The sequence below is a fragment of the Alteromonas sp. WD8-37 genome (assembly GCF_055326825.1).
Map to the genome: position 1 here is coordinate 90,540 of NZ_JBUZOV010000001.1, position 16,309 is coordinate 106,848.

The following is a 16,309-nucleotide window of genomic DNA, read 5'->3' on the forward strand; positions in this document are numbered from 1 at the left end:
TGCCGGGCGGAGGCACGCATGAGTGAATTTGGCCCCCAGGCGCCGGTGCAGCAAACCCTGCCTCTGGCGTTTATTCATGGCGAAGCCTTACTCGAAAAACCCCAGGATTTGTACATCCCGCCCGAGGCGCTGGAAGTTATACTGGAAAGTTTTGAAGGTCCGCTGGATTTATTACTGTATCTGATTCGGCGGCAAAAATTTGATATCACCACCTTGCCGGTGGCGCAAATCACTCGCCAGTATATGCAGTATGTGGATGCCATGGCCAGCCTGAAACTGGAGCTGGCAGCCGAATACCTGGTGATGGCGGCTGTGCTGGCAGAAATCAAATCCCGCTTGCTGTTGCCCAAGCCGCCGCAGGCGGACGATGAAGACGATGACCCGCGGGCTGAACTCATCCGCCGGCTGCAAGAATACGAGGTGGTAAAGAAAAGCGCCCGGGAGTTGGACCAGCAGCCGCGCCTGGAACGCGATATCTACCAAGCCAGCGCGGCGCCTGCTGCCACCGCCGGGCCGGTACAGGTGCCGCCGAATGTGGCATTAGACGATATTGTGCAAGCCTTCCGCCAGGCCATAAAACGGGCTGCGGCGTTTGAGCATCATACCATCGCCAAAGAAGCCCTGAGCACCCGCGAGCGCATGTCGCAGATCCTGGCCAGCTTGTCAGCCGCCGAGTTTACCCCGTTGGAAGGCTTGTTTAGCCATAGCGAAGGCCGCGCTGGTTGTGTGGTGTCATTTCTGGCAATCTTAGAGCTGGTCAAAGAACAGTTGATAATCTACGCACAAGCAGGACCTTTTGCCCGAATTTATGTAAAATTGGGCAATCATGAAAAAGATTAAGCGCGAACAGCTCAAACAACTGGTAGAAGCCACTATCTTTGTGGCGGAAAAACCGATTAGCAAAGCCCGCCTGCAAGACACCACGCTGGCGGAATTTGCGGTCTCGGATGCCCAGTTGAGCGCTGTACTGGCCGAACTGGTCAGCGATTATGCGCCGCGCGGCGTGCAGCTGGTGGAAGTGGCCAGCGGCTATCGCTTTCAGTCGATGGACAGCCTTGGGCCCTGGCTGAGTAAGTTATGGCAGGAAGCTGCGCCGCGTTACTCGCGGGCGATGCTGGAAACCCTAGCGCTGATTGCCTACCGGCAGCCCATCACCCGGGGCGAGATTGAACAGGTGCGCGGGGTGGCGGTAAGCAGTAGTATTATCAAAACCCTGACCGAGCGTGAATGGATAAAAGTGGTGGGCCACAAAGAAGTGGCGGGACGGCCGGCACTGTATGCCACCACCCGCGCTTTTTTAGACTATTTTTCGTTAAAATCATTGTCGGAATTACCCGGCTGCGCAGACTTTGCGGCCTTAGGTGATTTGCCTGACGATGATCCCAAAGAGGTACCGTCTGTGCTAACAGACCGTACGAACGATAACCTCGAACCGCAGAGTTTACCTTCAAATGAGTGAAAAGTTACAAAAAGTGCTGGCCAACCAGGGCCTGGGATCACGCCGTGAAATGGAGCGCTGGATAGAGCAGGGCCGGGTTTCCGTCAATGGCGCTGTGGCTACCCTGGGTGACCGGGTAGAGCCTGATGCACAAATTCGCGTGGACGGACATCTGTTGTCCCGTCAGACCGAAAAGCCGGTATGTCGGGTGCTGATGTACAACAAGCCGGAAGGCGAACTGTGCAGCCGCCAGGATCCGGAAGGCCGGCCCACCGTGTTTGAACGCTTACCAGCCATTCGGCTGGGCCGCTGGATTGCGGTGGGGCGGCTGGACATTAACACCAGTGGCCTGTTGCTGTTCACCAATGACGGTGAATTGGCAAACCGTCTGATGCACCCTAAGTGCGAAGTAGAGCGTGAATACGCAGTACGGGTGTTTGGTGAAGTGTCATCCAAAACGCTGACACGCTTACAAAAAGGTGTGGAGCTGGAAGATGGCACGGCACGCTTTACCTCGATAAAAGCCCGTCCCAGCGATGAAGACAGTATGAACCAGTGGTTCAATGTGACCTTATCGGAAGGAAAAAACCGCGAAGTACGCCGTTTGTGGGAATCGCAGGAAGCTCAGGTCAGTCGTCTGATCCGGGTGCGCTACGGGCCGATAGAGCTGCAAAAACGCTTGCCGCAGGGGGCCTGGGTCGAGCTTGAACTGGAGGAGGTTAATCAACTGCGCCGCCTGGTGCAGCTTGACGAAGAAACCCAGAGCCTGGTAGATGTGCGCCAAACCAAACTGGATCATGCCCGTTTGAGTCGCATGCGCCGCTCGGTGAAAAAGCACCGCGCCCGCAAAAATGGCCCGAGTCAAAAGCGTTAACAGCTTTTTACCCACCTTACTACCTATTCAGGGCGCTTCTTAGGCGCCCTTTTGTTTGCCCCCGCCATAGCCCTGATTACGATCCGTAGCGCTCAGCCTGCCGTAGCAGAACCTAGTCATTTTAGTTCACCGGTAGATTTTGACAGCCGGTAAATTTGTTTGAGCCACAAGAGGAGTCAATCATGCAAGAGATGCCACAGCTAGGCATTGGAACATTCCGTTTAGAAGGCGACGACGCACATAAATCTGTGGTCGACTCATTGAAAGTGGGCTTTCGCCATGTAGATACCGCACAAATCTATGGCAACGAGGACCAGGTAGGCGATGCGTTGCGTACCCAAAATATTGATCGGGAAGACTTATTTATCACCACCAAGGTGTGGTTTGATCGCTTTGGCAATGACAGTTTTATCGAAAGCGTGCATGAAAGTCTGGCCAAACTGAAAGTTGAGTATGTTGACCTGCTCCTGATTCATTGGCCGTCGCCAGACGATAAGGTGCCGATGAAAGAATATCTGTCCAGCTTGAAGCAGGCTAAAGAGGAAGGATTGACCCGCCATATCGGGGTGTCGAACTTCACCATCGATCAGATGGAACAGGCGGTGGAAATTCTTGGCGAAGGCGAGCTGTATACCAACCAGATTGAGTTACATCCGTATTTTCAAAACCGTAAGGTCGCAGAACGGGCTGAAGAGCTGGGCATGAAAGTCACCGCTTATATGCCATTTGCGGTGGGCAAGGTGATGAAAAGTGAAACCCTGAAAGACATTGCACAGCGTTTTGATGCATCCCCAGCACAAGTGACACTGGCCTGGATAAAGCATAAGGGTTACTACACCATCCCGTCATCTACCAACCCGGACCATATCAAAGACAACTATGAATTTGAAAAGGTTAAACTCACCGATGACGATGTCCGCCGCATCGATGAGCTGGACAATGGCGAGCGAATTGTCGACCCGGACTTTGCCCCAGACTGGGACTAGTTCCCATCACTGCCATTAAAGGTTGTCCCGCCCGGGGCAGCCTTGCCGGGCAGCGAACCCGGCGTTATGCCACCGTTTATTGGAACAGCAGTAACATGAGGATGTCTGGGTGAAGGCGCAACAGCTGGCCCGCTCAAAACGCATTGCCTTAAGTTGGCTGCTTGGCGCTGCGGCTGTATTTATCGCTGCGAGTGCCGCACAGCACAGCCAATTATTCGCGCATTGGCCGCTCATTCTCGGGTTGGTCAAAATGGTCAGTGAAGCTGCATTAATTGGCGGCCTGGCAGACTGGTTTGCCGTATCGGCGCTGTTTAAACCAATCCCGTCTCAGCGCTACAGTATTCCGCACACCAACATTGTGGCAGCCAACAAACCGGTGATTGCGCGAAACCTGGCGGCATTTGTCCAAGAAAAGTTTTTCAACAAGATTGCGCTCACACGTCTTATTCGCCACAGTCAGCCAACCCAGGCCTTCACCACCTGGCTGAACAATCCGGCTCATGCCCGTCAACTGGCCAATTTTTTAGGTGACAGTGCGCGTGGCGCAACCTCCTTATTTCATGATAAACGGGTGAATAGCCTGCTGGCAGGCAGTCTGCGGACAATTTTGCTGCGCATTGATTTGACCTCTGTTGCCAGCGGCACATTACAGTCGCTCACCCGTGCTGGTCGCCATCAGCAATTGTTGGATCAGCTAATCAAACAGTTTGCCCATTTATTACAGCGCCCGGGTACTCAGCAATACATTGCCTACAAGTTATATTGGTGGTTAAAAACCGAGCATCGCACACTGGAAAAAATTCTGCCGTCGCAGTGGCTCAGCGAGCAGGGAGCACTCGCCGCGACCCAGGCCCTGAGCAGTACCATTGATGATATTGCGGCCGATCCGGACCATCCGGTGCGCAAGCGCTTCGATGACTATGTGAATGAGCTGGTCGAGCGCATTGATGAAGACCCGGCATTGCAGGCCAAGCTGGACGACATGCGCCAGGGCTTATTGAAAAACCAGACGCTACATCAGTATGTAGGCCAGCTGGTGGAAGATATGCAGCGCTTTGTGATTGACGACCTGGCGCAACCGGACAGCCGCATCCGCGGCCACTTGCTGGTGATGGTGCAGGACATGGCCGGTGTATTACAGCAGCGCCCCGAACTACAGCGTGCCATGAATATCTACATCACCCAGGCGGCGCGGTACCTGGCGCCTCAGCTCAGTGACTTTCTCACCCGCCATATTCGGACCACCATTGAGCAGTGGGACGATCGCGAAATGGCTGAACAGATTGAACTGAATATTGGCAAGGATCTGCAAAAGGTGAGGATTAATGGCACCCTGGTAGGCGGCCTGATTGGGGGAGTATTATTTTTTGTTGAATACGGCATAGACCGCGTCTTTGGCTAATGGCCGGGTGCCGGGTGCTCTAGCGCGATGTTCTCAACGTGCGCCTGTAACTGCGGGTAAAATTCTAAAAACGTCGCCTCAAGGGCTGGGTAATGCTGTTCAACCTCTTCAATACTGCCATGAAACTGGTGAGTAAAGCGGATCCTCCCGGCGGTATTATCCAGCGCCCTCGCCACATGGGAAAGATGCCGATACTGACCCAGCCACTGGTGATGGAGCATGCTGCCTACCATCTGTTGCATGGCTACGGGCATATGCGGAAGCTGGCCGGGCAACTGTAGGTAAACCTCGGCGACAAAAGCATCAAAAGACTGTTGATAGAACTGCTGCCAGTGGCGCTGCAAAAAATGGTCAAAGGTGACATCAATGATGATGCCTCCGAACCGGCGCCGTGCCGGGCTGAATTTGCGCCGGGCCTGTTTGATAAGCGGATGGTTGTCGGTAAATTTATCCACCAGGCGGTGATTGGCCAGTCCGCGTTGCACGTCATCAGCAAAATCGCAGGCATTCGTCCCGCGCATAAAATCGCCTAATAAATTGCCAAACCGGGATGTCGCGTTTGGCTGCGCCAACGCCAGATGCGCCAGATAATTCATCGGCGTTGCCCCCAAATAGCTGTTGGCAATAAACGAAGCATCAGCGGCACACTGCCGGCCAGTACCGAGCGGCTAATGTTGAGGCGGAACAATCCCAGAGCACACTGCCATTAACCAGTACCGGTTCCATAATCAACGAGCCCTGGCCATTACCGGCTTCTATAGTGATCTGTCCGCGATTGAGCCGCACCTGCCCGGCCAGTTGCGCCCGGGTTGGCTCGGATAAGTCCAGCTCCTCCAGCCGGGAAGGGCGGCGTCCGCTGGTTTCTACATACCGGGTAACGGCCAGTGCTGCTTGCTGACCCAGTTGTGGGGCCACCAATGGCCGCGCCGGCGCCATCGACTGCAACAGGCTGGCTGACTTCATCAGCAAGGATGCTGCGGCGCCTATCAGCAAGATGCCCGCCGCGGTTATAAACAAGGCGACCACTTTACCGCTTTCGCGCCCGGCATTCATTCCGGCGTTGTATTTTTGGTTCCAGCGCGGCTGGTCGGTGGCCAAAAACACAACGCATTCTATCCAGCCCACCAGAATGGGCAACGGTGTCCAGCACAACAGCAGGTAAACCAGCCCGCGCCACTGGCCTAAATAAAACCGATGCAAACCAAATATGCCGCCAAATAGCGCCAGCACAGCCGCGGCTACCCGGCTTTTATACACAAACCGGGCAGTAGGCTGGCCACAGTGTCCACAGCGGGTGGCATCCTTAGGCAGTTCTGTGTCGCAGGCCGAGCAATGCAAAGAAGAGCTCATGGTCGGGGCAATGTCCTGAAAATTTAAAACCCCAGTGTGCCATAGAACAGTGTGATTTGCTGCTGTCCCTGACAGCCGCCGCCCTAACGAATTTGATTGACTGACTGGCAAAGCACACTAGACTGGCGCGCACGCTCGATAAACAGATATGGCCAGCAGGACAGGCCTGGAGTTCTATGTGAAAGTTGCATTTTTTGGGGTAGCCGCATGGTTGCTAGCGGGGGGAGGTAATGCCGCAACGGCCGCCTCTCAAGAAAAACCATTGGGCCTGAATGGAAATGGAATACAAGTTGGCAGCGTGGAAACCTGGGGATCCATGCAGATTAATGGCCGTTTGCAAAGCCGTTATTCGTCAGAATTTCCCGACCGGCCACGCACCATCAATGACTTTTTATTTCCTGAAGCCGACAAATTTTACTTTCCCCGTAGCCGGCTCAAGCTCAAGGGTCATGTGGGTGCATCGTGGCTGACCTATGCGGTGGATTACGAACTGGATAACGGCTACGTGCTGGACTACGTGGTTACCCTGACCACGCAAAGCGGGTGGTCGGTAAAAGCTGGCCAATGGAAAATTGAGTATTCACGGGAACGGGCCACTGGCACCTCGGTGCAGCAAATGCTCGATCGCTCGGTGCTGGACGCTGCTTTTTCGCTGGATCGTCAGCAGGCTGTGAGTGTGCAGGGCCGCATCAATAAGGGCAAATCATCAGATCTACAATACTGGCTGGGTATCGGCAGCGGCACAGGCCGGGGCGGGCAGTTTGGCGATGCCGGTGGCCCACTGTGGTTTGCACGAACTCAATGGAACCCTACCGGTCAGCCGGTGGGATTTGTGTATGGCGACCTTAAGCGTCACGCCAGCCCGGCCTTGTCGGTGGCGGTTGCAGCCACAACCGTCTCTACGCCCTTTAGCCGGTTTTCTTCCGCCGGGGGGCGGCAACTGCCTGATTGGCCCGCTGGGTTGACCGGCCATAACCGCATTGACCAGTATTCCGCGGATATTGCCTACATGTTCCAGGGTCTGAATGTCACCGCCGAGTGGCATCGCAAAACTGTGACACAGCCGCAGCTAACAGCAATAAGTTTAGAAGGCGCTTACATACAGGCCGGCTATTTTGTGCATGAATGGTTACCTGCCTGGCCACAGCAGTTAGAACTGGCCGGCCGTGTCGCCGGTATGGTGACCACCGCAGGTCACAAAACCCGGTTGGCAGAGCAGGGCATTGCATTGAACTATTATTTTAACGGATATGCCAACAAACTGACTTTGGATGTGACCCGATACGACCATGAGAATGGCGAGGTGGATGTTGATACCTTGCGCAGTAGCCTGCAGTGGGAAATCACCTTTTAAATGCATAGCGGCTCGGGTAAAACAAAAAAGGCTTCCGCGTGGAAGCCTTTTCGGCTGTTTTTGAGCAAGCTATTGATGATATAGCCGGTTAGCTTTGAAAAATTACACCTGAAAAAAGGTGGCCGGTGGGTGCGGGCAACTAACCGTTATCAGAAAAAATTATTTCCCTGCTAGCAGTTCAGATTTTTTCTTAATTTTGCAATCAAAAATCTTCTGGGTCTTTTTTCTTCCAATATAAAAAGCCACTGTGTATGGGTGTTTACGCTGAAAGAACTTCGTAAAAGACTTAAACATAAATCCTCCTGTTCTTTTTATACAATTTAATCCTAGCCTAAATTTAAAAGTAGATCTACTGGATTTTCACAAATGTGTAACACCAGTGAAATATATACATGGTAGCGCGTCGCGGATGGTTGAACCACAGTGCTTACCCAGGCGTAAAAATCAGCATCGGATAAGCTAAACTACGAAGATATATTGCGTTTGACGGACACTTTCTAACTTAGGTCCTAACAGTTCATGCAATTTTTTTACCAACTTAGGCAGCGGAGGCACTATGACGAAAAAAGATGACAAATCTGCAGCGTCTGATCACGATAAGTCTTTAAACGATGAAGCCGCAGAGGCAGTGGAAACTGACGAAGATACTGAAAATGAAAGCATCGCGGGTGAAGAAGATCCGGGCTCTGCGCTGGAAGACTGGGTACGTGAAGAGCAAAAGCACAAAGACGACGTCAGAAAAAAATAACAGAGCATCAAGTCAGTTAAACGATAACAACGACAGCCATATGGTTGTCGTTTTTTAGTGCAGAAAACGAGCGATAATGGTGCATTTTTACAACGTAACAATTTCTGAGTATGCACAATTTACCGACTCGACGGGCAATCTTGCAGGCCTAGTGTACTGCCGAGAGACAGCACAACCGATTAATCCTGCTTAGGAATGTCTTTTTCAAAGATGGGGATCCGCCATCCCCACCGAATGGCGCCCAGCCGCAATGATAAGGTAGTCAGCAGAGACCCTATGATACACCATAAATAAGGCAGGTCGCTGTAAAACAGCCCGGCATAGACCAGTCCCCCGGCAATACAGGCAGTGGCGTACAGTTCGCAACGCATGGCCATAGGTATTTCACGGGCCAGCACATCACGCAAAATCCCTCCAAAGATGGCGGTCACAGTACCCAGGGTGATCGCGATCGTCATCCCCGTCTCTGCGATCAGGGCTTTTTCGATACCGATAATATTGAATAGGCCCAGTCCTACGCCATCCATAAACATCAACAAACGTCCGGAAATACTTGATTTAATCCGGATAAGAATGACTGTGATGCTGATCGCAGCCAAGGTGGAGTACAGATAGTCTGGTGCCGCAATCCAAAAGATGGGCTCATCGAGCAATACATCGCGTAAGGTGCCCCCACCAATTGCCGTGATACTAGCCAGAACAATGACCCCGAAGCTATCAACATTTTTTTCATACGCGACCAGCGTGCCGGATACGGCAAAAAACGCCACGCCTATAACATTTAGCCAGTGGAACCAGTCATCGGACATTCGCTTGCTCTTGAGATGATTAACATACCGTTTGTTGCCACCTGCGCCATACCAGGATCACTTTGTTGCGCTTATGCGCCAAACTGATGTTGCCAGTTTGGTTTTTGTACTGTATAAATAGCCATATACTGTATATTTATAGAGTGCCTGGAGTACTTTTTATGCTTGTGCAATTGTCTGTCAAAAATTTTGCCGTGGTTCGTGAACTGTCAGTGAATTTCAGTCAAGGGCTCACGGCGATCACCGGTGAAACAGGGGCGGGTAAATCTATCGCCATTGATGCGCTGAGTTTGTGTTTGGGCGAACGCGCAGATGCCAGTGCGGTGCGAAAAGAAGCTGCGAAAGCTGAAATCGTCGCGCATTTTGCGGTGGCCGAGAATCGTGGCGCCGTGCAATGGCTCAATGAACATGAGCTGGCCTGTGATGACGAGCCAGGCACCTGCTTTATCCGGCGGGTCATTTCCAAAGAAGGGCGTTCAAAAGCCTTTATCAATGGCAGCCCGGTGTCGCTGCAGCAATTAAAAAGGTTGGGGCAGTGGTTACTGGCCATCCATGGTCAGAATACGCACTTACAATTGCTTAAAGAAGATGTGCAGCGCAAGCATATCGACAGTTTTGCTCAGCATCCGGAGTTATTGGCGCAGGTCAAAACAGCTTACACTCAGTGGCGTGAAAAACAGGCCGAATTGACGCGGCTGGAACAACAGGCCCAGGTGCGTACTGATCGTCGCCAGTTGCTCACCTATCAGGTTGAAGAACTGGATGATTTTGCTCTGGGCGAAGATGAATTTACCGAGCTGGAAACCGAACATAAGCGGTTGAGCAATGGCCAGGCGCTGCTGGAGCAGGCTCAAACAAGCTTTTACCATTTGTATGAAAGTGATGAAGGTAATGCCTTATCGGTGATTCAAAACAGTATCGAACGCTTGTCTGCCTTACAGGATCACGATGCCACACTAGCCCCCATAGTGACCATGCTCAATGATGCCTCCATTCAGGTGGAAGAAGCCTCGTCTGAGTTACGGGCTTATTGTGATGCGCTGGAAATTGACCCGCTGCGATTGCAGCAGGTGGAGTCGCGTTACAGCAAAGCGATGGAGTTAGCACGCAAACACACCGTGGAGCCCGAAGCCCTGTATGCCTTGCATCAGCAGTTGGCACAAGAGTTTAAGCAGTTAGAAGATGAAGATAGCCGGTTAGACGGCCTGCATCAGGAAGTCGGCAAGGCAAAAGCTGCCTATTTGGGGGCGGCGGAGCAATTGTCTGCATCACGCAAGCAAGCAGCGACCACTTTTGCGGCCGCAGTAGAGGCACAAATTCAGCATATGAATATGACGCATGCCAAAATGCTGGTGGATGTGGTGTACAACGCCGACAAAACCCCCGGCAGCCTGGGTCAGGATGATGTTGTTATCAAAGTCTCCACCAACCCGGGCCAGGATCCGGATCGGTTAGATAAAGTGGTCTCAGGCGGAGAGTTATCGCGTATTGGCCTGGCGGTTCAGGTACTGGCCAGCGATCAGCATGCTGTGCCCACCATGATTTTTGATGAGGTCGACACCGGGATCAGCGGGCCAACCGCCTCCATTGTCGGGTCGTTACTGCGCCGGTTGGGTCGTCAAAGTCAGGTAATGTGTGTCACTCACTTGCCACAGGTTGCTGCTCAGGCGCACAACCAGCTGTTTGTCACCAAGATGACTGATGGCCAAAGCACGCAAACCATGATGTTGGCCCTGGCAGGCCAGGACCGCGTGGACGAACTGGCTCGTTTGTTGGCTGGAGATAAAGTTACTGAATCGGCGCTGGCGAATGCCCGGGAGCTACTTAAAAGTGCCGAATCGAACTAATAAGCGGTTGATTGGTCCTAGTTGAGTGGGGTAGCATGCTCCGCGCCTATAAATTCGGTTGCGCTTGGGCTGGCGCAGACAAGACGCAACCAAAACAAAAAAGTGACTGGACCTAACACTCGCATGAAGTTGTATCAAATTTTTTTACTGGTGGCGGTAACTGTATCGGCCACTGCCTGTACTAACTGGATTTACCGAATTGATGTGCCTCAGGGCAATTTCCTGGACGAACGGGATGTAAAAGAACTGCGTAAAGGCATGACCAAAGAGCAGGTGGTTTACGTACTGGGCCACCCGGTTGTAGAAGACTCGTTCAATAACGATACCTGGTATTATGTGTATGACATGAAACGGGGCATGCGCAAACGCGGTGAGGATTTTCAAAAGCGTCTTATCCTGCAATTTGAAGACGACAAGGTGGTGGAAGCAACCGGCGATTTTGATTTAGCCGAAGACTTCGACACCCCTCTGGATCAGTAAGTCCTATTCACTTTTTAATTCCCTTGGCTGGCCCATGCCAGCCAGCCCATAGATTTAATCTGGTCAGGCGACCAATCTGCTGGCTTTCGTGCGGGCATACTGATAGTATCGCCGCCAGTTTCGGTCTGTCGGAGTTTACCGGCTGACTTTCTCCTTATCACCTGCAGTGTTTTTTGCGATGTGGGCTGTACCTTGACTCACTGTGTGAGTCCGCAGTGTCACCCATCCTGCTAAACAACAAAACTGCATCTTCAGACACATGCATCGCCAGATAAAGCGACAGCGAACACATTGTGAAGCCGGCATGTTTCTGACCCATTCACTTAGTATTTATTTTTTGAGGTTCTATGTCCTTTTCTTCTCTGGGCCTGTCATCGGCTCTGATGCAAGCTATCGAAAAACAGGGGTTTGATACTGCATCCCCAATTCAGGCCAAAGCCATTCCTCCGGTGCTTGAAGGCCACGATGTTTTAGCCGCCGCACAAACGGGAACCGGCAAAACTGCAGCGTTTTCATTACCTGTGCTGCACCGGTTAGCCGAAGGCAAACCGGTGGGCAGTAATCAGGTGCGCGCGCTGGTCTTAACCCCCACCCGAGAGCTGGCCGCTCAGGTCGCTGAAAATGTTGAGCAGATGGCTGAGTTTACCGGTTTGTCATCGGCTGTGGTATTTGGTGGCGTCGGTATTAACCCACAAATGAAACGCTTACGCCGGGGTGTGGACGTACTGATTGCTACACCGGGTAGGTTGTTGGATTTATACCAGCAAAATGCCGTGAAGTTTTCTCAACTGGAAACCCTGGTGTTGGATGAAGCCGACCGCATGCTAGACATGGGTTTTATTCATGACATCAAACGCATTTTGAAGTTATTGCCACCGGAGCGACAGTCTTTGCTGTTTTCAGCCACTTTTTCTCCGGAAGTGACTCGTCTGGCTGAGTCCATCACGCGTAATCCGGTTAAGGTGTCGGTAGCACCGGCCAATACCACGGTTGAAAAAATTGAACAGCAACTGGTGGCTGTCGATCGCAATCGCAAACCGGCTGCACTTATTTCGTTGATAAAGCAGAATAAATGGCAACAGGTGCTGGCGTTTACACGCACTAAGCACGGAGCTAATCGTTTGTCGAAAAAGCTGGATGCTGCCGGTATTCCCAGTGCAGCAATCCATGGCAATAAAAGTCAGGGCGCGCGCACCAAAGCGCTGGCTGAGTTTAAAGATGGCGGCATCAAAGTGCTGGTGGCCACCGATATTGCTGCTCGTGGTATCGACATTGCAAAATTACCGGTAGTCATCAATGTTGATTTGCCCAACACCGCTGCGGATTATGTTCACCGCATTGGCCGTACCGGCCGGGCTGGCGAACAAGGCCAGGCCTGGTCGCTGGTAAGCGCAGATGAACTACAGCAATTAAAAGATATCGAAACTCTTATTCAGATGCTGATCCCGCGGCAACCACTGTCTGGTTTTGAGCCCGAGCTGTCTCTGGCGCCAACCACCTTGTCGGCACCCAAAAAGCCGAACAAACCAAAGAAGCCAAAAGCTTCTCAGGCAAGTTCAGCAGGTGGCAATAATGGTGGGAACAATAACCAGCGCCGTCGTGCACGGCCTGGCCAGCAAAACCGCAAGCCTGAACATGCGCGTCAGCGCAATCGGGCCGCCACTACGGCATAACAAAAAACCGGGCATCTGCCCGGTTTCTTATTGCCTGGTTATTACTATCAGGCTTTTTTAAAGCGCCGTGCTGCCAGCCCGGCCAGGGCCAGTGAAAACACACCCAGTGTGCCTGGTTCTGGCACTGCCACCCGAACGTCGTCAATTAGATTGCCCAATGTGGTTGTGGGAGTCACCGAGGTAAAAGTCACTGTAGTGCTTGCTGATGCCGCTGCAAACATGGTGTTGTAAGTGCGCCATACGCGACGTGTGTGATCATCAAATAGCCGGGTGAACAAAACTGCGTCGGTGTCATCATCAGTGATATCTACCCGGAAACTTTCACGGTCATTTTCGCGGGCCGCATAAGCAAAGTCAAAAGAGTACGCTTGACCAGCTTCGGTAGAAAATGACTGGAATAAGGTATAAGGCCCTGTGCCGGTGGAATTCAGTTCGGCATGCTGGTCGCCTTCATAGGATTCAAAACCAAATAAATCATCCCAAATCTCAACTCGCGTGGCTGCCCCCCAACCTGGAACAGCGGCGGGAGCGAATGAAGACCAGCCCGGAGACGCTACATCTGGTGTTTCAAAGCTACCATTCACTATCAGATTAGCGTGGGTGGCAAATGGAGTGGTGAGTAACATAGTGCTGAAAACTGCTGCGGTTAATTTTTTCATCGTCCTACTTCCTAACTTGATGACGGCTACTGCTGTTGGCTAATACTTTCTTGCTATGCACTTTCTCTGTAAGCCATTTGTATGCCAATATTGATTAAATATTAAACAACAAGCGCTTAGGTAATATTCTGAAAAAAGATCAATCGGCTTTGTTAAAAAATCAGACAGAGTTTTAAACCCTAACTGATCTTTTTGTTGAAAAGTTATAGCGAAAATGATGTTGGTATGGGTCGAAAGCTATTGTCGTAGGGCACTGCGCCGCTGTTTTACCCGTCATCCCGCGGATTTTTTCACCGTCATTCCGACGGAAGTCGGGATCTCCCTGGTTTGCTAACAACGCCGGCTACTGCCTTTTTCGTTGCACGCACCAGAGTTGTCCAAGGAGATTGCAGCCTGCGTCGCAATGAGCGGAACTTTAGTCATCCCGACGGAAGTCGGGATCTCCCTGGCTTACTGACAATGCCTGTTACATCCTTTTTCGATTCATCCACCAGAGATGTCCAAGGAGATTGCGGCCTGCGCCGCAATGACCGGAACTTTAGTCATCCCGACAAAAGTCGGGAGCTCCCTGGCTTGCAGACAAAGCTGGCTACTTTTTTTCAGTTCACCTTCAGATGTCCAGGGAGATTGCGGCCTGCGCCGCAATGACCGGAATTTTAGTCGTCCCGCAAAAGTCGGGATCTCCCTGGTTTGCTAACAACGCCGGCTACTGCCTTTTTCTTTTCACGCACCAGCGATCTCCCAGGAAATTACGGCTTGCGCCGCAATGTTGGTGTTTGTAGTGGGAGAGTATGACTTGCGCCACAGTGACTGGGATAATGTCGGAAATAAAGCGGGGGCCGACCAAATTTGGTTAGTCTTCAGCAGGCGTCTGACGACGATGTCGCTCAATAAATTTCTGCATATCCTCCGCCACCGGCAATTCATCGGGGTTGGCCCAGCTGAGCGCCGCCACCGTTCCGGCGTGGCCGCCGTCTTTATACAAATATGTTTCGACATCACCGCCTTTTTCCATAATCCGGGCTTTGAGTCGTTTTAAGTTTCTGAGGTGCACTTTATCATCATTAAGCGCGTACATCAGCGCGAAGGGCGGCTCATCGCCATCGATATAGTGTGAAACCACCATTTCAGGAAACTGGTCTTCCGGGCCGAATATCTCAACCAGGTCGTCGGCCTTAGGGGTAAAATCATAGGGGCCGGACATGCCAATAAAGCCGCTGATTTTATCAGGGTTGCCGCCGGCATCTTGCAGGTACTTTCTATTCGCTACAACCAACGCCCCGATGTGCGCGCCGGAGGAATGGCCGCTGATAAATACTTCCTGATTGCCACCATATTGGTCAATATTGGCTTGCACCCAGGCAACAGCCTGTGCGGCGTCTTCAATAAAAGTCGGGAATTTTACATCTGGATACAAGCGGGTATTGGGTAATACCGCCACATAGCCCATAGAGGCCAGTTTGGTGCCGACAAATTGGTACTGGCCTTTGGAGCCGAAGGTCCAGCGCCCGCCATGGAAAAAAATCACAACCGGCGCAGGTGAAGTGTTTGCTGACTCTGGAACATACATATCCAGCGACTGACGTTTAAGCGGGCCGTAAGCCTGGTCCTCAATGATCTGACCGTCAAAGGTGAGCGTGGTGGTATTGGCGGTAGCAAATTTTAAACGCGTGCAGCCAGACACGAGCAGCGCACACACCAAAAGCAGAATCATTTTTTTCATATCAATGATTACTGGCTGCTGTGAGGAATAGTTCAAGCCGGCTGGCGATGCCGGCCGGCCAGATTAATACAGTTTACTGCCCCAGCTCAGCTTATTGCGCAATACATTAAAATAGTTGTACCCCTTCGGATGCACCAGGGAAAGTTTGTCCTTGCTTTTTTGCACGCGGATTTCATCACCCGGCAACACTGGTAGCACAATGTGGCTGTCGCAGCTCACCTGCAAACTATCACTGTTGGCCCGGGATACTCGCATAGACACGGTGCTATTGGCATCCACCACAATAGGGCGGCTACTCAGGGTATGCGGGAACATCGGCACCAGAGCCACGGCATCCAGGCGTGGCATAAGAATGGGACCGCCGGCGGAGAGTGAATAGGCGGTGGAACCGGTGGGAGTGGCGACAATCAAGCCATCCGAGCGCTGGCTGAACACAAACTGATCATCGATGTAGATTTCAAACTCCATCATGTGAGCCACTTTGCCATGATGCAACACCACTTCATTCACCGCTGTGTTACTGCTTTTAAGCTTTTCATGACGATACACACCCACTTCCAACAAAAAGCGCTGTTCCACCAAGGCTTTACCGGCAAAAATCAGGTCCAGCTGGGCGTGGATGTCATCAGGATGGATGTCGGTCAAAAAGCCCAGATTACCCCGGTTGACCCCAACCACATGCACATCAAAGCGCGATAGCACCCGGGCGGCGCCCAGCATACTGCCGTCGCCGCCTACTACTACCGCTAAGTCAGCACGTTTGCCGATGGTCACCAAATTGTGCGCTTCTAAGTCCGGATCATCGAGCTCATCGCGTACCGTTTCTTCCACCAGGATCTCACAGCCGCGCTGCCGCAAATATGCCACCAGATGAGTCAGGCTGGTTTGGGTTTCGCTGTGACCGGGTTTTCCGATGAGGCCGACAGTGTGATAAGGCATGAGGCTAATGTCTCTGGCAACAATGAG

The 16,309-nt window shown here is 52.2% G+C and carries 16 protein-coding genes; 10 read left to right on the top strand and 6 right to left on the bottom strand.

The annotated features are described in order from the left end of the window. The first annotated feature begins 18 nt into the window (after positions 1–18). The 5 genes from ACTUJZ_RS00405 (at position 19) to ACTUJZ_RS00425 (ending at position 4,700) form a co-directional block, all read left to right on the top strand. A complete protein-coding gene (locus ACTUJZ_RS00405) occupies positions 19–840 on the top strand; it encodes a segregation and condensation protein A (protein WP_463634291.1) in 822 nt (273 codons plus the stop codon). Next, entirely contained in the window at positions 827–1,459 is a 633-nt protein-coding gene (scpB, locus tag ACTUJZ_RS00410; protein ID WP_463634292.1) for an SMC-Scp complex subunit ScpB, read from the top strand. Before ACTUJZ_RS00405 ends, scpB begins: the two co-directional genes overlap by 14 nt. Next, positions 1,452–2,312, top strand: coding sequence for a 23S rRNA pseudouridine(2605) synthase RluB (gene rluB / locus ACTUJZ_RS00415; RefSeq protein ID WP_463634293.1), 861 nt, complete (start codon positions 1,452–1,454; stop codon positions 2,310–2,312). Before scpB ends, rluB begins: the two co-directional genes overlap by 8 nt. A 182-nt stretch (positions 2,313–2,494) precedes the next feature. Beyond that, the gene (dkgB, locus tag ACTUJZ_RS00420; protein ID WP_463634294.1) at positions 2,495–3,298 is read left to right on the top strand and encodes a 2,5-didehydrogluconate reductase DkgB; all 804 of its coding nucleotides are present in this window, start codon (positions 2,495–2,497) and stop codon (positions 3,296–3,298) included. A gap of 109 nt (positions 3,299–3,407) precedes the next feature. Then, complete coding sequence (locus ACTUJZ_RS00425) at positions 3,408–4,700, top strand: DUF445 domain-containing protein (RefSeq protein WP_463634295.1); 1,293 nt, start codon at positions 3,408–3,410, stop codon at positions 4,698–4,700. Here ACTUJZ_RS00425 and ACTUJZ_RS00430 read toward each other — a convergent pair. Beyond that, a complete protein-coding gene (locus ACTUJZ_RS00430) occupies positions 4,697–5,296 on the bottom strand; it encodes an acyl carrier protein phosphodiesterase (RefSeq protein WP_463634296.1) in 600 nt (199 codons plus the stop codon). The genes ACTUJZ_RS00425 and ACTUJZ_RS00430 overlap by 4 nt on opposite strands. A 40-nt stretch (positions 5,297–5,336) precedes the next feature. Further along, positions 5,337–6,050 (bottom strand): NINE protein, encoded by a 714-nt coding sequence (locus tag ACTUJZ_RS00435; protein WP_463634297.1) that lies wholly within the window; start codon positions 6,048–6,050, stop codon positions 5,337–5,339. 298 nt (positions 6,051–6,348) lie between these two features. Between ACTUJZ_RS00435 and ACTUJZ_RS00440 the strand changes: the two genes are divergently transcribed. Beyond that, complete coding sequence (locus tag ACTUJZ_RS00440; protein ID WP_463634298.1) at positions 6,349–7,404, top strand: porin; 1,056 nt, start codon at positions 6,349–6,351, stop codon at positions 7,402–7,404. A 556-nt stretch (positions 7,405–7,960) separates the two neighbouring features. Beyond that, the gene (locus tag ACTUJZ_RS00445) at positions 7,961–8,152 is read left to right on the top strand and encodes a hypothetical protein (RefSeq protein WP_463634299.1); all 192 of its coding nucleotides are present in this window, start codon (positions 7,961–7,963) and stop codon (positions 8,150–8,152) included. Between the two features lie 179 nt (positions 8,153–8,331). Here ACTUJZ_RS00445 and ACTUJZ_RS00450 read toward each other — a convergent pair whose 3' ends face one another. Further along, positions 8,332–8,961, bottom strand: a complete 630-nt coding sequence (locus ACTUJZ_RS00450) for a trimeric intracellular cation channel family protein (protein WP_463634300.1) — start codon at positions 8,959–8,961, stop codon at positions 8,332–8,334. 161 nt (positions 8,962–9,122) lie between these two features. On the opposite strand from ACTUJZ_RS00450, the gene recN reads away from it, so the two are divergent. The 3 genes from recN to ACTUJZ_RS00465 all read left to right on the top strand — a co-directional run bounded on the left by recN (position 9,123) and on the right by ACTUJZ_RS00465 (position 12,961). Next, a complete protein-coding gene (recN, locus tag ACTUJZ_RS00455; RefSeq protein WP_463634301.1) occupies positions 9,123–10,808 on the top strand; it encodes a DNA repair protein RecN in 1,686 nt (561 codons plus the stop codon). A gap of 123 nt (positions 10,809–10,931) precedes the next feature. After that, positions 10,932–11,288, top strand: coding sequence for an outer membrane protein assembly factor BamE (locus tag ACTUJZ_RS00460; RefSeq protein WP_463634302.1), 357 nt, complete (start codon positions 10,932–10,934; stop codon positions 11,286–11,288). A gap of 347 nt (positions 11,289–11,635) precedes the next feature. Further along, positions 11,636–12,961 carry a DEAD/DEAH box helicase gene (locus tag ACTUJZ_RS00465; protein ID WP_463634303.1) on the top strand — a complete coding sequence of 442 codons (1,326 nt, stop codon included), beginning with the start codon at positions 11,636–11,638 and terminating at the stop codon, positions 12,959–12,961. A gap of 47 nt (positions 12,962–13,008) precedes the next feature. Here ACTUJZ_RS00465 and ACTUJZ_RS00470 read toward each other — a convergent pair whose 3' ends face one another. From ACTUJZ_RS00470 to nadK, 3 genes are all read right to left on the bottom strand, one after another. Next, the gene (locus ACTUJZ_RS00470) at positions 13,009–13,620 is read right to left on the bottom strand and encodes a DUF642 domain-containing protein (RefSeq protein WP_463634304.1); all 612 of its coding nucleotides are present in this window, start codon (positions 13,618–13,620) and stop codon (positions 13,009–13,011) included. Positions 13,621–14,473: 853 nt separating this feature from the next. Further along, positions 14,474–15,343, bottom strand: a complete 870-nt coding sequence (locus ACTUJZ_RS00475) for an alpha/beta hydrolase (RefSeq protein WP_463634305.1) — start codon at positions 15,341–15,343, stop codon at positions 14,474–14,476. A 63-nt stretch (positions 15,344–15,406) separates the two neighbouring features. After that, positions 15,407–16,282 (bottom strand): NAD(+) kinase, encoded by an 876-nt coding sequence (nadK, locus tag ACTUJZ_RS00480; RefSeq protein WP_463634306.1) that lies wholly within the window; start codon positions 16,280–16,282, stop codon positions 15,407–15,409. Positions 16,283–16,309 lie beyond the last annotated feature (27 nt).

Coding starts and splice junctions, on each gene's coding strand:
- ACTUJZ_RS00470 (WP_463634304.1), bottom strand. CDS start 13,620: ATGAAAAAATTAACCGCAGCAGTTTTCAGCACTATGTTACTCACCACT.
- dkgB (WP_463634294.1), top strand. CDS start 2,495: ATGCAAGAGATGCCACAGCTAGGCATTGGAACATTCCGTTTAGAAGGC.
- ACTUJZ_RS00475 (WP_463634305.1), bottom strand. CDS start 15,343: ATGAAAAAAATGATTCTGCTTTTGGTGTGTGCGCTGCTCGTGTCTGGC.
- ACTUJZ_RS00460 (WP_463634302.1), top strand. CDS start 10,932: ATGAAGTTGTATCAAATTTTTTTACTGGTGGCGGTAACTGTATCGGCC.
- ACTUJZ_RS00450 (WP_463634300.1), bottom strand. CDS start 8,961: ATGTCCGATGACTGGTTCCACTGGCTAAATGTTATAGGCGTGGCGTTT.
- recN (WP_463634301.1), top strand. CDS start 9,123: ATGCTTGTGCAATTGTCTGTCAAAAATTTTGCCGTGGTTCGTGAACTG.
- ACTUJZ_RS00465 (WP_463634303.1), top strand. CDS start 11,636: ATGTCCTTTTCTTCTCTGGGCCTGTCATCGGCTCTGATGCAAGCTATC.
- ACTUJZ_RS00430 (WP_463634296.1), bottom strand. CDS start 5,296: ATGAATTATCTGGCGCATCTGGCGTTGGCGCAGCCAAACGCGACATCC.
- scpB (WP_463634292.1), top strand. CDS start 827: ATGAAAAAGATTAAGCGCGAACAGCTCAAACAACTGGTAGAAGCCACT.
- ACTUJZ_RS00405 (WP_463634291.1), top strand. CDS start 19: ATGAGTGAATTTGGCCCCCAGGCGCCGGTGCAGCAAACCCTGCCTCTG.
- rluB (WP_463634293.1), top strand. CDS start 1,452: ATGAGTGAAAAGTTACAAAAAGTGCTGGCCAACCAGGGCCTGGGATCA.
- ACTUJZ_RS00445 (WP_463634299.1), top strand. CDS start 7,961: ATGACGAAAAAAGATGACAAATCTGCAGCGTCTGATCACGATAAGTCT.
- ACTUJZ_RS00435 (WP_463634297.1), bottom strand. CDS start 6,050: ATGAGCTCTTCTTTGCATTGCTCGGCCTGCGACACAGAACTGCCTAAG.
- nadK (WP_463634306.1), bottom strand. CDS start 16,282: ATGCCTTATCACACTGTCGGCCTCATCGGAAAACCCGGTCACAGCGAA.